Below are 15907 nucleotides of genomic sequence, written 5' to 3'. Positions count from 1 at the left end.
ATCTGGCTATCGTAGAGTGATGATGCAAAATATGGTTGCAAGAGAAAAAAATACTTTCGTTATTCGATAATTGCAGTAATTTCCCCTTCGGCGAGTTTTGTGTGGATTCTTTGTCCGGAATACGTGTCCCTGGCGCGTCGAATGATCTGCTTGTCGTCGCCCTGAACAATGGCGTAGCCGCGCTCAAGCACCGCAAGTGGGCTCACACTGTGCAGGAGCTGGGCGGAGTGGAGTACTTTTTCCCGCTTTTGCTGTAGCAGGGCCAGGGCGGATTTGTGTAGGCCGTGAGTATGCTGCGCCAGCGCTACCTGAGCGCGCTCTATACGATGGCGGGGATGGACCTGGGTGAGTGCGCGTCGCAGTTGCTCCAGACGCAGGGTATGGCCATTGGTGCGATTGCGTATGGCGGTGCGCAGACGTATTTCCAGGTGGTCCAGGCGCTGTGCGCGGTTCTGCAGCTGCTCGCGGGGGTGTCGGATGCGATTCCCCACGACCTGTACCTGCTGGCGCAAGTGGCGAAGCAGCAGGTCCGTTGCTCGTGTCAGGCGCCAGCGGACACTCTCAATTTCCTCGCTGAGTGCGGCGGCGTTGGCGCTGGCAATTTCCGCGGCGGCGGAGGGCGTCGGGGCGCGCACGTCCGCTACCAGATCGGCAATGGTGGTATCGGTCTCGTGACCGACCGCGGAAATGGTGGGAATGGGGCAGGCCGCCAGGGCGCGCGCGACGATCTCTTCGTTAAATGACCACAGATCCTCCAGCGAGCCGCCGCCGCGGCCAACGATTAAAAGGTCGTGGCGCTGTAGACGGCCGGCCAGTTCGATGGCGCGGGCAATCTGTTGTGCCGCTCCCTGCCCCTGCACCTGCACCGGGATCAATTCGATGTTTGCCGCGGGATAGCGCCGTCCGAGCACCTGGATCATATCCCGCACGGCGGCGCCGGTGGGGGAGGTAATGATACCGATGGTGGCGGGCAGGTAGGGCAGGGCTTTTTTGCGCGCGAGATCGAACAGGCCCTCGGCCTGCAGTCTGGCTTTCAATTCTTCCAGCTGACGCATCAGGGCGCCGAATCCCGCCTCTTCCATATGTTCGACGATCAGCTGGAACTCGCCGCGGCCCTCGTACAGGCTGACGCGGGCGCGGGCGAGAATCTCGCGGCCGTTGGCGGGGCGAAACCGGACCATCTGGTTGCGGCCGCGGAACATGGCGCAGCGCACCTGGGCGCGGGCGTCCTTGAGGGTAAAGTACCAGTGCCCGGAGCTGGGGGCGGCAAAATTGGAGATCTCCCCGCTCACCCACAACAGTGGCACACTGCCTTCCAGCAACTGCTTCACCTCCCGGTTGAGATCGCTGACCGTCAGGACGGGACGGCCGTCGGTGGGAAGGGGAGAGCGGGAGAGGGGGGTAACCGGGGGGGAATCAGGCATCTCGTTCTCAAACGGTCCAGTCAGGGCGGCCAATATTGCAAGGAAGTCCGCTCGGGTAAAGAGTTTTGCCAATCTGGGGAAAATAGTCTTTTGTTTCCGCAAGCGATGCGGCTATAATCGCGCCGATACCCATTCCCGCTCAGTTTGAGGTTTGAGTGTCCATGTCTGAATCTCTGCGCATCGCGCGCGAAGCCCTCACTTTCGACGACGTCCTGCTTGTGCCCGGTTACTCCGAGGTTACTGCGAAGGATGTTTCCCTGAAAACCAAGCTGTCTCGCAATATCACCCTGAATATTCCGCTGGTGTCCGCCGCGATGGATACCGTGACCGAGTCGCGTCTGGCCATTGCGCTGGCGCAGGAAGGTGGTATCGGCATCATTCACAAGAGCATGTCCATCGAGGAACAGGCTCTCGCGGTACGCGCGGTGAAGAAGTTCGAAGCCGGTGTGGTGAAAGATCCCATTACCATCGAAGCCGACGCCACGGTGCGTGAGCTGATCGCGCTCACTACCCACCACAATATTTCCGGTGTGCCGGTAATGGACAAGGGCAGCCTGGTAGGTATCGTCACCAGCCGTGACGTGCGCTTCCAGACCAATCTGGATGTGCCTGTTGCCAGTATCATGACGTCAAAAGAGCACCTGGTAACCTGTGACGAAGGCGCTTCTCCGTCAGAGGTGCGCGAATTGTTGCACAAGCACCGCATCGAGAAAGTGCTGGTGGTGAACGACAAGTTCGACCTCAAGGGCCTGATTACCGTCAAGGATTACAACAAGGCCGAGAAGTACCCCAATTCCTGTAAAGACAGTGACGGCCGCCTGCGTGTGGGCGCCTCTGTTGGCACCAGCCCTGACACCGATGACCGCGTGGCGGCACTGGTGGAAGCGGGCGTGGATGTGTTGGTGGTGGATACCGCCCACGGTCACAGCAAGAACGTGATCGATCGCGTGCGTCGCATCAAGGAAATGCATCCACAGGTGGATGTGATCGGCGGCAACATTGCTACCGCGGAAGCCGCGATTGCCCTGGCGGAAGCCGGTGCAGATGCGGTCAAGGTGGGCATCGGCCCCGGCTCCATCTGTACCACACGTATCGTAACCGGCATCGGCGTGCCCCAGGTCTCCGCCATTGCCGAAGTCGCCAAGGCGCTGGAGGGCACTGGCGTGCCGCTGATCGCCGATGGTGGTATCCGCTTCTCCGGGGATATCTCCAAGGCCATCGCCGCCGGTGCCTACTCCGTAATGATGGGCTCCATGTTTGCCGGTACCGAAGAGGCACCGGGTGAAGTGGAGCTGTATCAGGGGCGTACCTACAAATCCTACCGCGGCATGGGCTCCCTCGGTGCCATGTCTCGCACCCAGGGCTCTTCTGACCGCTATTTTCAGGATGCCAGCAAGGGCGCGGAAAAGCTGGTGCCGGAAGGTATCGAAGGTCGCGTGCCGTACAAGGGCCCGATTTCCGCCATCGTGCACCAGATGATGGGTGGCCTGCGCTCCGCGATGGGCTATACCGGCAGTGTGGATATGGAAACCATGCGCACCAAGCCGCAGTTTGTACGGGTAACCGCTGCGGGTATGGGGGAATCCCATGTACACGATGTGCAGATCACCAAGGAAGCGCCGAACTACCCCGTAGGCGGCCGCTGACAGACCAAATCCCAGCTGGGGTTTGGCCCCGGTTAAAAGACTAGAAGTGCACTTGAAAGTGAACCGCAAACGGACCTCATAGGTCCGTTTGCCGTTTATAAAACCGTTACGAGTAAGCCATGAGCCAAGACATCCATTCCAGCCGAATCCTGATCCTCGACTTCGGTTCCCAGTACACCCAACTGATCGCCCGCCGCGTGCGTGAACTGGGCGTGTTTTCCGAGATCCGCGCTTTCGATATGAGCGATGAGGAAATCCGCGAATACGCGCCGAAAGGCATCATCCTTGCCGGCGGCCCGGAATCCGTGCCGGAAGAGGGCTCCCCGCGCGCGCCGCAGGCGGTGTTCGAACTGGGTGTACCGGTGCTGGGCATCTGCTATGGCATGCAGACCATGGCGCACCAATTGGGCGGTGCGGTGGAAGGCAGCAATGTGCGTGAATTCGGTTACGCGCAGGTCACCGTGGAGGGAAAGTCCGCGCTGCTGCACGACATCAAGGACCACCTGGATGACAGCGGCAAGGCGCTGCTGGACGTGTGGATGAGCCACGGCGACAAGGTGGTGGAAATGCCGGAAGGCTTCGAGCTGATGGCTTCCACGCCGAGCTGTCCGATCGCCGGTATGTACCACGCGGAAAAGAACTTCTTCGGGGTGCAGTTCCATCCGGAAGTGACCCACACCCTGCAGGGCAACCGCATTTACGAACACTTCGTGATCGAGCTATGCGGCTGTGAAAAACTCTGGACCCCGGAAAACATCATCGAGGATTCTATCGCCAAGGTGCGCGCACAGGTGGGTAACGCAAAAGTATTGCTGGGCTTGTCCGGCGGTGTCGACAGCTCCGTAGTGGCGGCGCTGCTGCACAAGGCCATTGGTGACCAGCTGACCTGTGTGTTCGTGGACAACGGTCTGTTGCGCAAAAACGAAGGCGATCAGGTCATGCAGATGTTCGCTGACAACATGGGCGTGCGCGTGATCCGCTCTGATGCCGAAGACGCGTTCCTATCCCGCCTCGCCGGGGTGGACGAGCCGGAGGCCAAGCGCAAGATCATTGGCAACACCTTCATCGAAATTTTCGACAAGGAAGCCGCCGCGCTGCAGGACGTGAAGTTCCTGGCACAGGGCACGATTTACCCGGACGTGATCGAATCCGCCGCCGCCAAAACCGGCAAGGCACACGTGATCAAGTCCCACCACAATGTGGGCGGCCTGCCGGAAGACATGGCGTTTGAACTGGTGGAGCCGCTGCGCGAACTGTTCAAAGACGAAGTGCGCAAGATCGGCCTGGAGCTGGGGCTGCCCTACGACATGGTGTACCGCCACCCCTTCCCGGGCCCGGGGCTGGGCGTGCGTATCCTTGGTGAAGTGAAAAAAGAGTACGCAGATATCCTGCGCGAAGCGGACGCGATCTTTATCGAGGAGCTGCACAAGGCGGACTGGTACCACAAAACCAGCCAGGCGTTTGTGGTGTTCCTGCCGGTCAAATCCGTGGGTGTGGTGGGCGACGGCCGTCGCTATGAATATGTGGTGGCGCTGCGCGCGGTAGAAACTGTGGACTTCATGACGGCGCGCTGGGCGCACCTGCCGTATGAGCTGATCGAGAAAGTGTCCAATCGCATCATCAACGAGATCGAGAATATCTCTCGTGTGACTTACGATGTGTCCAGCAAGCCGCCGGCTACTATTGAGTGGGAATAGGTCCTCGTTGCCAATATTGAAAAAAGGCGCCCTTGTGGCGCCTTTTCTTTTCTCAATCGTTTGCATCGCAATCTTCTCTTGGGCTCTTGTGTCTTTTATCAAGAGGAGTCAGTTTATTTTCTAGGGCTCGTATTGGTACTATCTGTCAACTGCACGGTCACGCGGTCTCCGCGCCGCATAGGTAGATAAACGCTCCTTCGAAAGGGTGATTGTCTATGGTGTGCTCGGTTGAAAATCCACGATGTTAAGAGGCGTTGCTGTGTATGAGGTTTTTTGCCGATGGTCCCTCTATCCCGGATCTCCTCCTTGAACGATGTGATGCTGGCAGAGTGGTATTTTTGTGCGGCGCCGGAGTTTCATCACCATCCGGAATGCCAACATTTGTCGGCCTCACTCAGCACGTCATAGAGTTTTTTGACCCGCCAGCAGATTCGGAAATCATGACCGCGTTTCGGCCGCATCTGGACGATCCATCTGCAGCGAATGTCCCACTCGACCAAATCTTCAACCTTCTCCATCTTGAATATGGCAAGGATGAAGTTAACGCTCTGGTCACAGAGCGACTGAGTGTTCCCCTAGAGATCAAAGACTTTGGACGTGAGCACGGTCTGATCAAACGGATCTCTTCGAGCCAGAGCGGTGTGCCGCAGATTGTTACGACTAACTTCGACCGATTGTTCGAGGCAGGGCAGCAAGGAGAGCATCTGGTCCCGCATGTGCCGCCTGCTTTTCCCGACCTCAACTTTGGATCGAAGATAGAGGGAATCACGTATCTACACGGGCGCCTGGTGGAAGTAGCCTCGGAAAGTCACCCCTACGTACTGAGCAGCGCAGACTTCGGACGTGCCTACCTCTCAGAAGCATGGGCCACCAACTTCATTAGGCATCTTCTCGAACGATATACCGTGGTTTTGGTTGGCTATCAGGCGGAAGACCCACCAGTTAAATATCTTCTTCAGGGCCTTAACCATGACGGCCAATATGACCGGTCTAGGCTGTATGCCTTTGACCGTGGACGTCCTGAGGAGATCGAAGCCAAGTGGCGTGACCGAGGTGTCACAGCCATAGCCTATTCCGATCATCCGGACCTGTGGAGGAGCATGGAAGCCTGGGCCGACCGGGCCGATGATCCGCGCAGATGGCGTGCATCCATAATCGCTAAATGCCAGCAGGACCCAAAGGATCTGGCCTCTCATGAGCGAGGCCAAGTTGCTCATGTCCTTCGCACAGTGCAGGGAGCGAAGTTGTTCTCGGAGGCTGATCCGGTACCGCATCCTGAATGGGTATGTGTACTGGATGCGAATGTCCGATCAGCCAAACAGAGTGGCGGCTATGGCGACGGTGCTGAAGTTTTCGATCCCTGGGCCGCTTATGGACTCGATGACGATCTGAGGGACATCTCTGACGATGATCGCAGACTGGGTGTCAGTAACGACAATCTCCTTGTCTGGCGTTATGAAGACGACAATCCGCATGATTCTCATCGGTTGGGCGGACGACAGGCTGAAGGTTTCGAGACGACCCCGATAAGGCTGGGCCACCTTATCAACTGGCTCAGCAAGTCCATCGATAGCCCGGTGCTGGCTTGGTGGGCCATTCGGCAGAACGGACTGCATCCGCGACTGCTGCAACAGATCGAGTGGCAAATGGAACGCTCGGTGGTTCTGCACGAGCGTGCTCGCCATATCTGGAGCCTGATCCTCGAACACCATCGAGACCCTCGCAATCGCCAGTGGAATGGCGACTGGTTCGACTTCAAGAAACGGGTCAATGCGGAGGGGTGGACAGCCAGTGTCCTGCGAGAATTCCGGAGGGTCGCGGCGCCGCGATTGGAGATCAAACCACCGTATGGTTTGAGGCAGTCCAGGCCGCCTTGTGTACCCTGGGAGGAAATTCATTTCGACGACCTAGGTCAGTGGGAAATCGTGCTCCTTGAGCGGCACAATGAAGATTTAGATGTCTCCGATGATCTATTGCCACAGGTATTTGGCATCCTGGAGGAACAGCTAACTGTCGCCTCAGGGCTACTAACGGATATCGAGACTGTCTATTTCCGGATACCGACCTGCTATCCAGGCCGTGCGGTTGAGGGAAAAGAACACATCTCGGATGCCGCGGAGGTCGTGACTTGGTTCGTCCAACTTTTTGACCGAATGGTTGCCAAGTGGCCAGAACTGGCGAATGCACATGCAACGACTTGGCCTGCGACAGACCGGTTCTTTTTCCGGAAGCTAAAGCTGTATGCGTTCAGCAAAGTAGACGCCTTTGAGGCCGACCATGTTGCCGAAGAAGTCTTGTCCTTAGACCAGGAGACATTCTGGGATACCGACGTGGCCCGAGAGCTTCTTTTCCTACTGGTGGACCGATGGGGAGAGTTCTCCCAGGAGAATCAAAATCAACTCACCGACCGCATCTTGGCCGGCCCCGATAAGCTTTCCCACTGGTCTGACGAGAAGTTCCCTGAATTTCGGGATGAGTGCGCCGCCAGATACGCCCGGTATCTTGAGCTACAGGGTTGTGAACTGAAGGTAGATCGCAGTGAACGACTTGCCGAGATGATCAGCGGCATTCCTGAATGGAGCGACGGTCGAGCGAACTCGACGGTGATCGAATGGGGATCTCGCGGAGGGTGGATCGGTACGGACGAGACCCCAGATACGGTTTTAGACCTCCCCGTGAGCGACGTGGTCGCCAGGGCAAAGGAAGACCTGAAGCGTGACTTTGATAGCTTCACTGAGAAGCGGCCCTTCACTGGTTTGGTGAAAGCCAATCCGCGAAAGGCGTTGTCCGCGTTGACGATTGCGGGAAGGTCTGGCGACTATCCGGAGGCGTTCTGGTCGTCCATGATCAATGATCTTCCAGCAAACATTTCGCCCAGGCTGAGACAGGTATTCCTGAATCGAATAGCGCGACTCCCACAAGAGGTCATTGCTGAGCTGCGCTATACCTTGGGTCGATGGCTCAAACAGAATTTGGTCGCGGTCCTTGAGTTTGATGACGATCTCGGTTGGGATGTCTACGATCACATCGTTGATGGCATCCTGAGTGGCGGAGTAAATGTCACTAAGAGTGGTCTTGGCGAAGTCCGCCAAGGTGGAAAAGTCATTCAACGGTCCCGGCGTACGTTCAGCCATGCGATCAATGGCCCCATCGGGATGTGTGCGGAGGCACTTTTCCATGCGGTACCCGGGGAGAAACAGGAGGCCGGGTCACTAATACCAGATCACATCAAGTCTCGTATCGAACGCCTATTTGCAGCACCGGGTGAGGGTTCAGATCATGCCGTATCGATAGCGTGCAGCAAGCTGAACTGGCTGATGTTTGTCGATCCTGCCTGGACCAGGAAACACCTTATTCCAATGTTGGCCTTAGAGCATTCAGCCGCGGAACCAGCTTGGAATGGATTTCTTCACGGCCGAGTGCCTTGCTCGCCGTTAGCGGAGATCATCAAGCCGAGCCTGCTTTATCTCTTTCCGTGGATCGAAGGGTTTTCATGGGATCGCGACCTCTCAAAGGTAGCCGCCGAATGGCTAGGCTACATGCGGGTGTTTCATTCAGATGAGCCGGGCGGCCTTTCACGACGTGAAATGCGTTCAGTCTTACGAGCGATGTCTGACGATACCCGGAACCGGTTCATTTTCTGGTTGGGGCGGGTTGGGCAGAAAAACGAAAATGGCTGGGTAAAACTTGTCGTCCCCTTAATCAACGAGGACTGGCCGAGAGAACGCCGATACAGGACCTCTGCATCGATGAAGGCGTGGATCCGCCTGCTTGATAACACCGGCGATAGCTTCCCGACCGTCTACGAAGCGGTAAAGAAGTTCTTGGTGCCGGTAGAGACAATTGACCATCCCTTCTACCGGTTCGCCCAAGAGATCAGTGATGTAAGGCCGATTACAGCTCTATTCCCTGAAGCGACGCTGGATTTGATGAGCAGGGTTACACCTCAGGTCCTTACCCGTCCGCCATACGAGTTACCGACGGTACTAGCACTGATTGAGGAAACCGAACCTGAGCTGACATCAGACCCACGTTATTTGCGCCTTATCGAACTTGTTGAACGAAGCTAGATCTCGGTCTTCATGACAGGTAACCCGGCTATGGATGTGGATTCCTAGATTTCACGATCTCAAACGGTGGAGTCTGCCATAAGCAAATCGGAATGGTAGTGTTTGCACTCATTGCCCTTGGATTGACATTTGTTTAGCACCTGGGAATGCACCGATCAATCCCTATTGATCTTGCAATAGTTCGGATATTTTGCACTTTAAGCGGCTGCAAATAGCTCCAATATGTCAATAGTCCCATTCCCTATGAGCTGATCGAGAAGGTATCCAACCGTATCATCAACGAGATCGAACATATCTCGCGGGTGACATACGACGTTTCCAGCAAGCCGCCGGCAACGATTGAGTGGGAGTAATTTCAGTCTGAATCCAACGCCGGGCGGCGGGTCTATCTTGCTGTGCGCCGGTCGGATTCCTGGGGTTTGATGCTCTCGGTCTTTCCTCGCCGCTGACAATCGTCAACGGAAAATCTGCTCTGCGGGCCAGTTGGCCGCGCAGAGCAGTACTTCACTTCAACTTATTGATTACTGTGCATGGCTTCAATCAGTTCGCCATTGCCGGTGTCACCACTCAGTTCCCAGAAGAACGATCCTCCCAGGTCTTGATCGGCGATGTACTGCATCTTGCCGGCGATGGTGGAGGGCGTGTCATAGCTCCACCAGTTGTTGCCACAGAAGGCATAGGCGGTACCGGCAACGAGTCCGGTGGCCGGGCAGGTGTTCTTCAGAACTTTGTAGTCCTCAATGCCCGGCTCATAGGAGCCCGCCGCCGCACCGGACGCGGAACCACCTGGAGCAGACTGGCTAACACCGGTCCAGCCACGGCCGTAGAAGCCGATACCCAGATTGAGCTTGCTTGCCGGCACGCCCTTGTTCTTCAGTGCCTGTATGGCTCTGTCGGAATAGAAACCGGCATTTGGAATTGCCGGGTAGTCGTACAGGGCCGAGTGCGGCGCGGTGGGGCCATCCGCATCGAATGCGCCGAAGAAGTCATAGGTCATGACGTTGAAGAAGTCGACGTACTGGGAAGCGCCCGCATAATCCGCCGCATCAATTTTGCCGCCGGCGGTGCCGTCGGCTGTGATAGCCGCGGTTACCAGTTCGTTGCCGAAACGGGCACGCATGGCCGACATCACGTTGGTCAGTGAAGAGAAGCCACTGGTGTCACAGCTGAGGCCACAGGCGTTCGGGTATTCCCAGTCGAGGTCGATACCGTCAAATACGCCGTTCCAACGCGGGTCGTGCAGCAGGTTGTAACAGGAGTCCGCGAAGGCCTGGGGGTTCTGTGAGGCCTGGCCGAAACCGCCGGACCAGGTCCAGCCACCGAAGGACCAAAGCACCTTGATGTGTGGGTACATCTGCTTCAGCTTGCGCAGCTGATTGAAGCTGCCGCGCAGTGCGCCGGTGTCCCAGGTATCAGCCTGGCCATCCACGCTTTCCGCTGCGCTGTAGAAGCGGTCGTAGTCGGCATAGGAATCACCGATGGTGCACTGACCGTTCTGCACGTTGCCGAAGGCGTAGTAGATGTGAGTCAGTTTTTCGGCGGATCCGCTGGTGACGATATTTTTCACATGGTAATTGCGCTGGTATACGCCCCACTGCACAAAATAGCCACCCAACCGGCTGCCGCCGCTGGAGGAGGCGCCACTGGAAGAGCTACTGGACGATCCGCCTGAGGAGGAACCCCCCGAGGAGCTCGAGCTGGATGAACTTGACGAACTGGATGAGCTGCCCGAACAGTTGCCATCGTTACGCCAAACGCCGTATTCGCCACTCTGGCTGGGGTTGTCCCCCTGGGTCCACCACTTGGCGGTGTATTTCACACTCGAGTGCTGTACGGCATTACCACCTACATAGACGGTGGCCGCATCCCACACCGGCAGGCCTCCGCAGCTGGAAGAGCCACTGGAGCTGCCGCCGGAAGACGAGCTGCTGGAGGAGGACGAACTGGAAGATGAGCTGGATGACGAGCTGGATGACGAGCTGGAAGAGGAACTTCCGGTACAGGCGCCCAGATCGGTCCAGGCCTCGGTCCAGGCCCAGCCTTCACCGGGTGCATAGGGGCCCCCGACCGTACACCAGCCGCCCACCTTACAGCTGTAGGCCACGGAATTGTTTTGCACGATGTTACCCGTGTCGTACGTGCTGCCATCCACGTACACCTGAAGACCGCCGCAATCGTAGGCGAACACCTGCCCAGCCAATAGGCTGAGCAGCGTCACTGCCGCCAGTTGTAAAGACTTTATTATTTTCAATTTGATCACCGTTTAATGGAGTTGAATGTCCTGGTTTGCAGCCGGGATGGCCAACGGCGAATCAATGCGCAACTTCCCCGCGAATCCCCCCGCCGCGACCTGACGGCTGCATGCTCCCTACTGCATCAGCGAGCGTTATCGAGAAGTACAGATTGCTGTGCTGGCAGCCGACGGGATACCACGGTGACTTCTTCCCGTTCTGGCGCGACAACAATCACACGGATTACCTGCCACGCATCCAGACAGCGCTGTCATAAAAAAATGATAGCGTTGTCATCTGTACGTAAACGAAGATAGCCCCAATTTTCTGTGGATGCCAGCGGTGATCCAGGTATTTGTTTCCAGATGTTCTCAATTTTGAGTGGATATTTGTGCCAATTGGCGCTTGTAAGGTTTTTTATTCTGCAGGCTGCTGGTTTGAAGCGCGGTCTCAGGTTCTGCAATTGGCTCGTTTGCGTTATGTGAACTTGATGGCGATACATACCGGCGCGGCTTGAGGCGGGTAGGGCGTGCTTGGTTCGCGCCGTGAGGCTGGACGTCTTATGGGCCGGGGACTATTGTGCTTGCCCCATTTGGCCAGTGGCGATCAATGAGCGAGCGTTGGGACATCTTTTGCAGCGTCGTGGACAACTACGGCGATATCGGCGTGACCTGGCGCCTGGCCCGGCAATTGGCGGTCGAGCACGGTCTGGCCGTGCGTCTGTGGGTGGATGAACCAGCCGCCTTTCAGCGGCTGTGCCCTGCGGCAGATGTGTCATTGAGTCGTCAGCATGTTGAGGCGGTGGAGATTTGCCACTGGCCTGCGGTATTTCCATCGGAGGAGGTGGCCGATGTGGTCATCGAAGCCTTCGCCTGCAATTTGCCCGCGAGATATGTCTCATCCATGGCCGCTCGCCAGGCCGGGTCATTGTGGTTGAATCTCGAGTACCTCAGTGCCGAGGACTGGGTCCCAGGCTGCCATACCCTGCCTTCGCCACAGGGTGGAGGATTGCGGAAATTCTTCTTTTTCCCCGGCTTTGCGGATGGTACCGGTGGCCTGTTGCGTGAGCGCGATCTGCTGACGCGTCGGCGCGGGTTTCAGGCATCGCCTCAGGTGCGTCAGGACTTTCTCGCCAGGCTCGGTGTCTGCGAGCCGGACAACACCCGTTTGATCTCCCTGTTTGCCTACGAGAACGCAGCGCTGGCGGGTTGGCTGGAGGTCATGGCGGAGGGGAGCCAGCCGACGTTGTTGTTGGTGCCCCGTGGGCGTGTCGAAGGGGACCTGCGGCGCTGGCTCGGTGTTGTGGACATGGCATCAGAACATTCCTGGCGACGCGGTAATCTGCAGGTCCGGTTGCTGCCTTTTCTCAGCCAGTACGACTACGACCTGTTGCTGTGGAGCTGTGATTTCAATGCGGTACGGGGGGAGGACTCGTTCGTGCGGGCGCAGTGGGCCGGCCGCTCACTGCTTTGGCACATTTACCCGCAGGAGGAGGGGGCCCACTGGGGCAAGCTGGACGCCTTTCTGAATCTGTACTGCGATGGGCTGACGCCGGCAGCCGCCAACGCGGTGAGGGACATGTGGCATGCCTGGAATGGGCGGGGAGATATGGGAGCTGCCTGGGAGGCGGTACAGGCACATTGGCAAGCCTTGTCTGGCCACGCCGAACACTGGTGCGAAACCCAGGCCCGCCATCCGGATCTTGCATCGGCACTAGTGCGTTTTTCCCGAAATTGGATATGATGCGCCACCTGAAAAAGGTATCCCCATCCCTATTCCGGATACTCATACTCCTATGAAAACCGCACAAGAAATGAAGGCCAACAGTGTGGCCCTGATCGACGGTCAACCCTGGCTGGTCCAGAAGGCCGAGTTCACCAAATCCGGTCGCAACAGCGCCATTGTAAAGATGAAGCTGAAGAACCTGATCAATGGTTCCAAGACCGAGACCGTGTACAAGGCCGATGACAAAATGGAACCGGTCATCCTCGATCGCAAGGAAGTGACTCTGTCCTATATCAATGGCGAGGACTATGTCTTCATGGACCCGGAATTCAACACCTATGAATTGCGTGCCGAAGACCTGGAGAGCGTCCTGCCGTTTATCGAAGAGGGCATGACCGACATCTGCGAGGCGGTATTCTTTGACGGCAAAGTGATCTCTGTGGACCTGCCGACCACCATCGTGCGCCAGATCACCTACACCGAAAACTCCGCCCGCGGCGACACCTCCGGCAAGGTGATGAAGCCGGCCAAGCTGCGCAACGGTACCGAGGTCAAGGTGGCGGACTTCTGCGAAATCGACGACTGGATCGAAATCGATACCCGCGACGGTTCCTACAAGAACCGCACCCAGGCCCCGGCGGCCTAAGGCCCTCGGCCTCGCTCCAAAAGCCCGGTCCTGTGTGCCGGGCTTTTTTGTTGTCCGCGCGTGAAAGCGGGCAGGGCGCAGGGTATCAAGCACCACTACAATATCGCCGGCGACGTTTGAATTCGGCTGGACAGCACCTGTGCGCGCGCATACATTTCCGCCGAAAAAGAGCCATCCAATACCACCTTATACATCTCCCACTACCACCCACCCGGAGAGAGAGCATGCGTTTTCAGTTCCCCATCATCGTGATCGACGAGGACTTCCGCTCGGAAAACTCCTCCGGGTTTGGAATCCGGTCATTGGTGACCGCGATCGAAGCGGAGGGAATGGAGGTGCTGGGCGTGACCAGTTACGGCGACCTGACGTCATTTGTTCAGCAGCAGAGTCGCGCCTCCTGTTACATCCTTTCTATCGATGACGATGAATTCAGCGAAGCCAACCAGGACGAGACCCTGTCGCGGCTGCGTGCATTCGTGGCGGAACTGCGCTTTCGCAACGCGGACATCCCGATTTTTCTCTATGGCGAGACGCGCACCTCACACCACCTGCCAAACGATATCCTGCGGGAAATGCACGGCTTTATTCACATGTTCGAGGATACGCCAGAGTTCATCGCCCGCTATGTGGTACGCGAGGCGCGTGCCTACCTGGAAAATCTGGCGCCGCCATTTTTCCGCGCGCTGGTGCACTACGCCTCTGACGGTTCCTATTCCTGGCACTGCCCGGGGCACTCCGGTGGTGTGGCCTTTCTGAAAAGTCCGGTGGGACATATGTTCCACCAGTTCTTCGGCGAGAATATGCTGCGCGCCGACGTGTGTAACGCGGTAGACGAGCTGGGCCAGCTGCTGGACCACACCGGCCCCATCGCCGCCAGTGAACGCAACGCCGCGCGTATCAGCCACGCGGATCACCTGTTTTTCGTCACCAATGGCACCTCTACGTCCAACAAGATTGTGTGGAATTCCACCGTGGCGCCCGGGGATATCGTGGTGGTGGACCGCAACTGCCACAAGTCGATCCTGCACTCCATCATCATGACCGGAGCCATCCCGATCTTTCTGATGCCGACACGCAATAACTTCGGCATCATCGGCCCGATTCCCAGAAGTGAATTCGACTGGGAAAGCATCCAGAAAAAGATTGCGCAGAATCCTTTTATCACAGACAACGACGCCAAGCCGCGGGTGCTGACCATTACCCAGAGCACCTACGACGGTGTGTTGTACAACGTCGAGGAGATCAAGGAAGCCCTGGATGGCAGGATCGACACCCTGCACTTTGACGAGGCCTGGCTGCCCCACGCGGCGTTCCACGATTTCTATGGCGACTACCACGCCATCGGTGAGGGCCGTGTGCGCTGCAAGGAATCGCTGGTGTTCTCGACCCAGAGCACTCACAAGCTGCTGGCGGGTATTTCCCAGGCGTCGCAGATCCTGGTGCAGGATTCCGAGAGCCGTCAGCTCGACCGGGACCTGTTCAACGAGGCCTATCTGATGCACACCTCCACCTCGCCCCAGTACGCGATCATCGCGTCCTGCGATGTGGCGGCGGCGATGATGGAGCCTCCGGGCGGTACTGCACTGGTGGAGGAATCCATCACCGAGGCGATGGAATTCCGCCGCGCCATGCGCAAGGTCGATGAGGAATGGGGCAGCGACTGGTGGTTCAAGGTGTGGGGCCCGGATCATATTGCCGAGGAAGGCATGGGCGAGCGCGAGGACTGGATGCTGCGTGCTGGTGACAACTGGCACGGTTTTGGCGATCTGGCCGAAGGCTTCAATATGCTCGATCCGATCAAGGCGACCATCGTCACCCCGGGGCTGGACCTGGACGGCAACTTTGACGAGTGGGGTATTCCCGCGGCGATCCTCACCAAGTATCTGTCGGAGCACGGCATTATTGTCGAGAAGTGCGGCCTCTACTCGTTCTTCATCATGTTCACTATCGGTATTACCAAGGGCCGCTGGAATACGCTGGTGACCGAGCTTCAGCAGTTCAAGGACTGCTACGACAGCAACAGCCCGCTGTGGCGCTGCATGCCGGAGTTCCTGGCCAAGAACAGGCACTACGAAGGCTGGGGCCTGCGTGACCTGTGCAACGCCATCCACAGCGTGTACGCGCAGCACGATGTCGCGCGTCTGACCACCGAGATGTACCTGAGCAATATGGTACCGGCGATGCGCCCGGGCGAGGCTTGGGCAAAAATGGCCCACCGCGAAGTGGAGCGGGTCGACATCGAGGAGCTGGAAGGGCGTATCACCGCCATGCTGGTGACCCCATACCCGCCGGGTATTCCGCTGTTGATTCCGGGTGAGCGCTTCAACCGCACCATCGTCAATTACCTGCGTTTTGCGCGTACCTTCAACGAGCAGTTCCCCGGTTTTGAAACCGACTGTCACGGATTGGTGAAGGAGGTGAAAGACGGCAAGGCGCGCTATTGCGTGGATTGCGTCAAGGACTGAGGC

At 57.7% G+C, this 15907-nt stretch carries 8 protein-coding genes and 1 pseudogene; 7 read left to right on the top strand and 2 right to left on the bottom strand.

The features are described 5' to 3' along the window. Positions 1-59 precede the first annotated feature (59 nt). Positions 60-1424: an exodeoxyribonuclease VII large subunit gene (xseA, locus tag C3938_RS01000; protein ID WP_105103147.1), complete on the bottom strand. Its 1365-nt coding sequence runs from the start codon at positions 1422-1424 to the stop codon at positions 60-62. Between the two features lie 161 nt (positions 1425-1585). Here xseA and guaB point away from each other — a divergent pair, with 161 nt between their 5' ends. From guaB to C3938_RS18280, 4 genes and pseudogenes are all read left to right on the top strand, one after another. Beyond that, the gene (gene guaB / locus C3938_RS00995; protein WP_105101418.1) at positions 1586-3070 is read left to right on the top strand and encodes an IMP dehydrogenase; all 1485 of its coding nucleotides are present in this window, start codon (positions 1586-1588) and stop codon (positions 3068-3070) included. 119 nt (positions 3071-3189) lie between these two features. Beyond that, positions 3190-4767: a glutamine-hydrolyzing GMP synthase gene (gene guaA, locus C3938_RS00990; protein WP_105101417.1), complete on the top strand. Its 1578-nt coding sequence runs from the start codon at positions 3190-3192 to the stop codon at positions 4765-4767. A 263-nt stretch (positions 4768-5030) separates the two neighbouring features. Next, positions 5031-8837 carry an SIR2 family protein gene (locus C3938_RS00985; RefSeq protein ID WP_105101416.1) on the top strand — a complete coding sequence of 1269 codons (3807 nt, stop codon included), beginning with the start codon at positions 5031-5033 and terminating at the stop codon, positions 8835-8837. Between the two features lie 236 nt (positions 8838-9073). Continuing rightward, positions 9074-9190 (top strand): annotated as a pseudogene (locus tag C3938_RS18280) (hypothetical protein); the annotation flags it as partial. A 161-nt stretch (positions 9191-9351) separates the two neighbouring features. Here the strand turns inward: C3938_RS18280 and C3938_RS00975 are convergent. Continuing rightward, positions 9352-11088: a glycosyl hydrolase family 18 protein gene (locus C3938_RS00975; RefSeq protein ID WP_105103146.1), complete on the bottom strand. Its 1737-nt coding sequence runs from the start codon at positions 11086-11088 to the stop codon at positions 9352-9354. A gap of 589 nt (positions 11089-11677) precedes the next feature. Between C3938_RS00975 and earP the strand changes: the two genes are divergently transcribed. The 3 genes from earP (at position 11678) to C3938_RS00960 (ending at position 15904) form a co-directional block, all read left to right on the top strand. Beyond that, a complete protein-coding gene (earP, locus tag C3938_RS00970; RefSeq protein ID WP_105101415.1) occupies positions 11678-12811 on the top strand; it encodes an elongation factor P maturation arginine rhamnosyltransferase EarP in 1134 nt (377 codons plus the stop codon). Between the two features lie 52 nt (positions 12812-12863). After that, positions 12864-13439, top strand: coding sequence for an elongation factor P (gene efp / locus C3938_RS00965; RefSeq protein ID WP_105101414.1), 576 nt, complete (start codon positions 12864-12866; stop codon positions 13437-13439). 224 nt (positions 13440-13663) lie between these two features. After that, entirely contained in the window at positions 13664-15904 is a 2241-nt protein-coding gene (locus tag C3938_RS00960; protein ID WP_105101413.1) for an arginine/lysine/ornithine decarboxylase, read from the top strand. Positions 15905-15907 lie beyond the last annotated feature (3 nt).

Origin of the sequence: Microbulbifer pacificus, from assembly GCF_002959965.1 — a bacterium.
Taxonomy (GTDB): Bacteria; Pseudomonadota; Gammaproteobacteria; order Pseudomonadales; family Cellvibrionaceae; genus Microbulbifer; species Microbulbifer pacificus_A.
The sequence above is the reverse complement of the archived record's forward strand: the minus strand, read 5'-3'. Positions and strand labels throughout refer to the sequence as shown.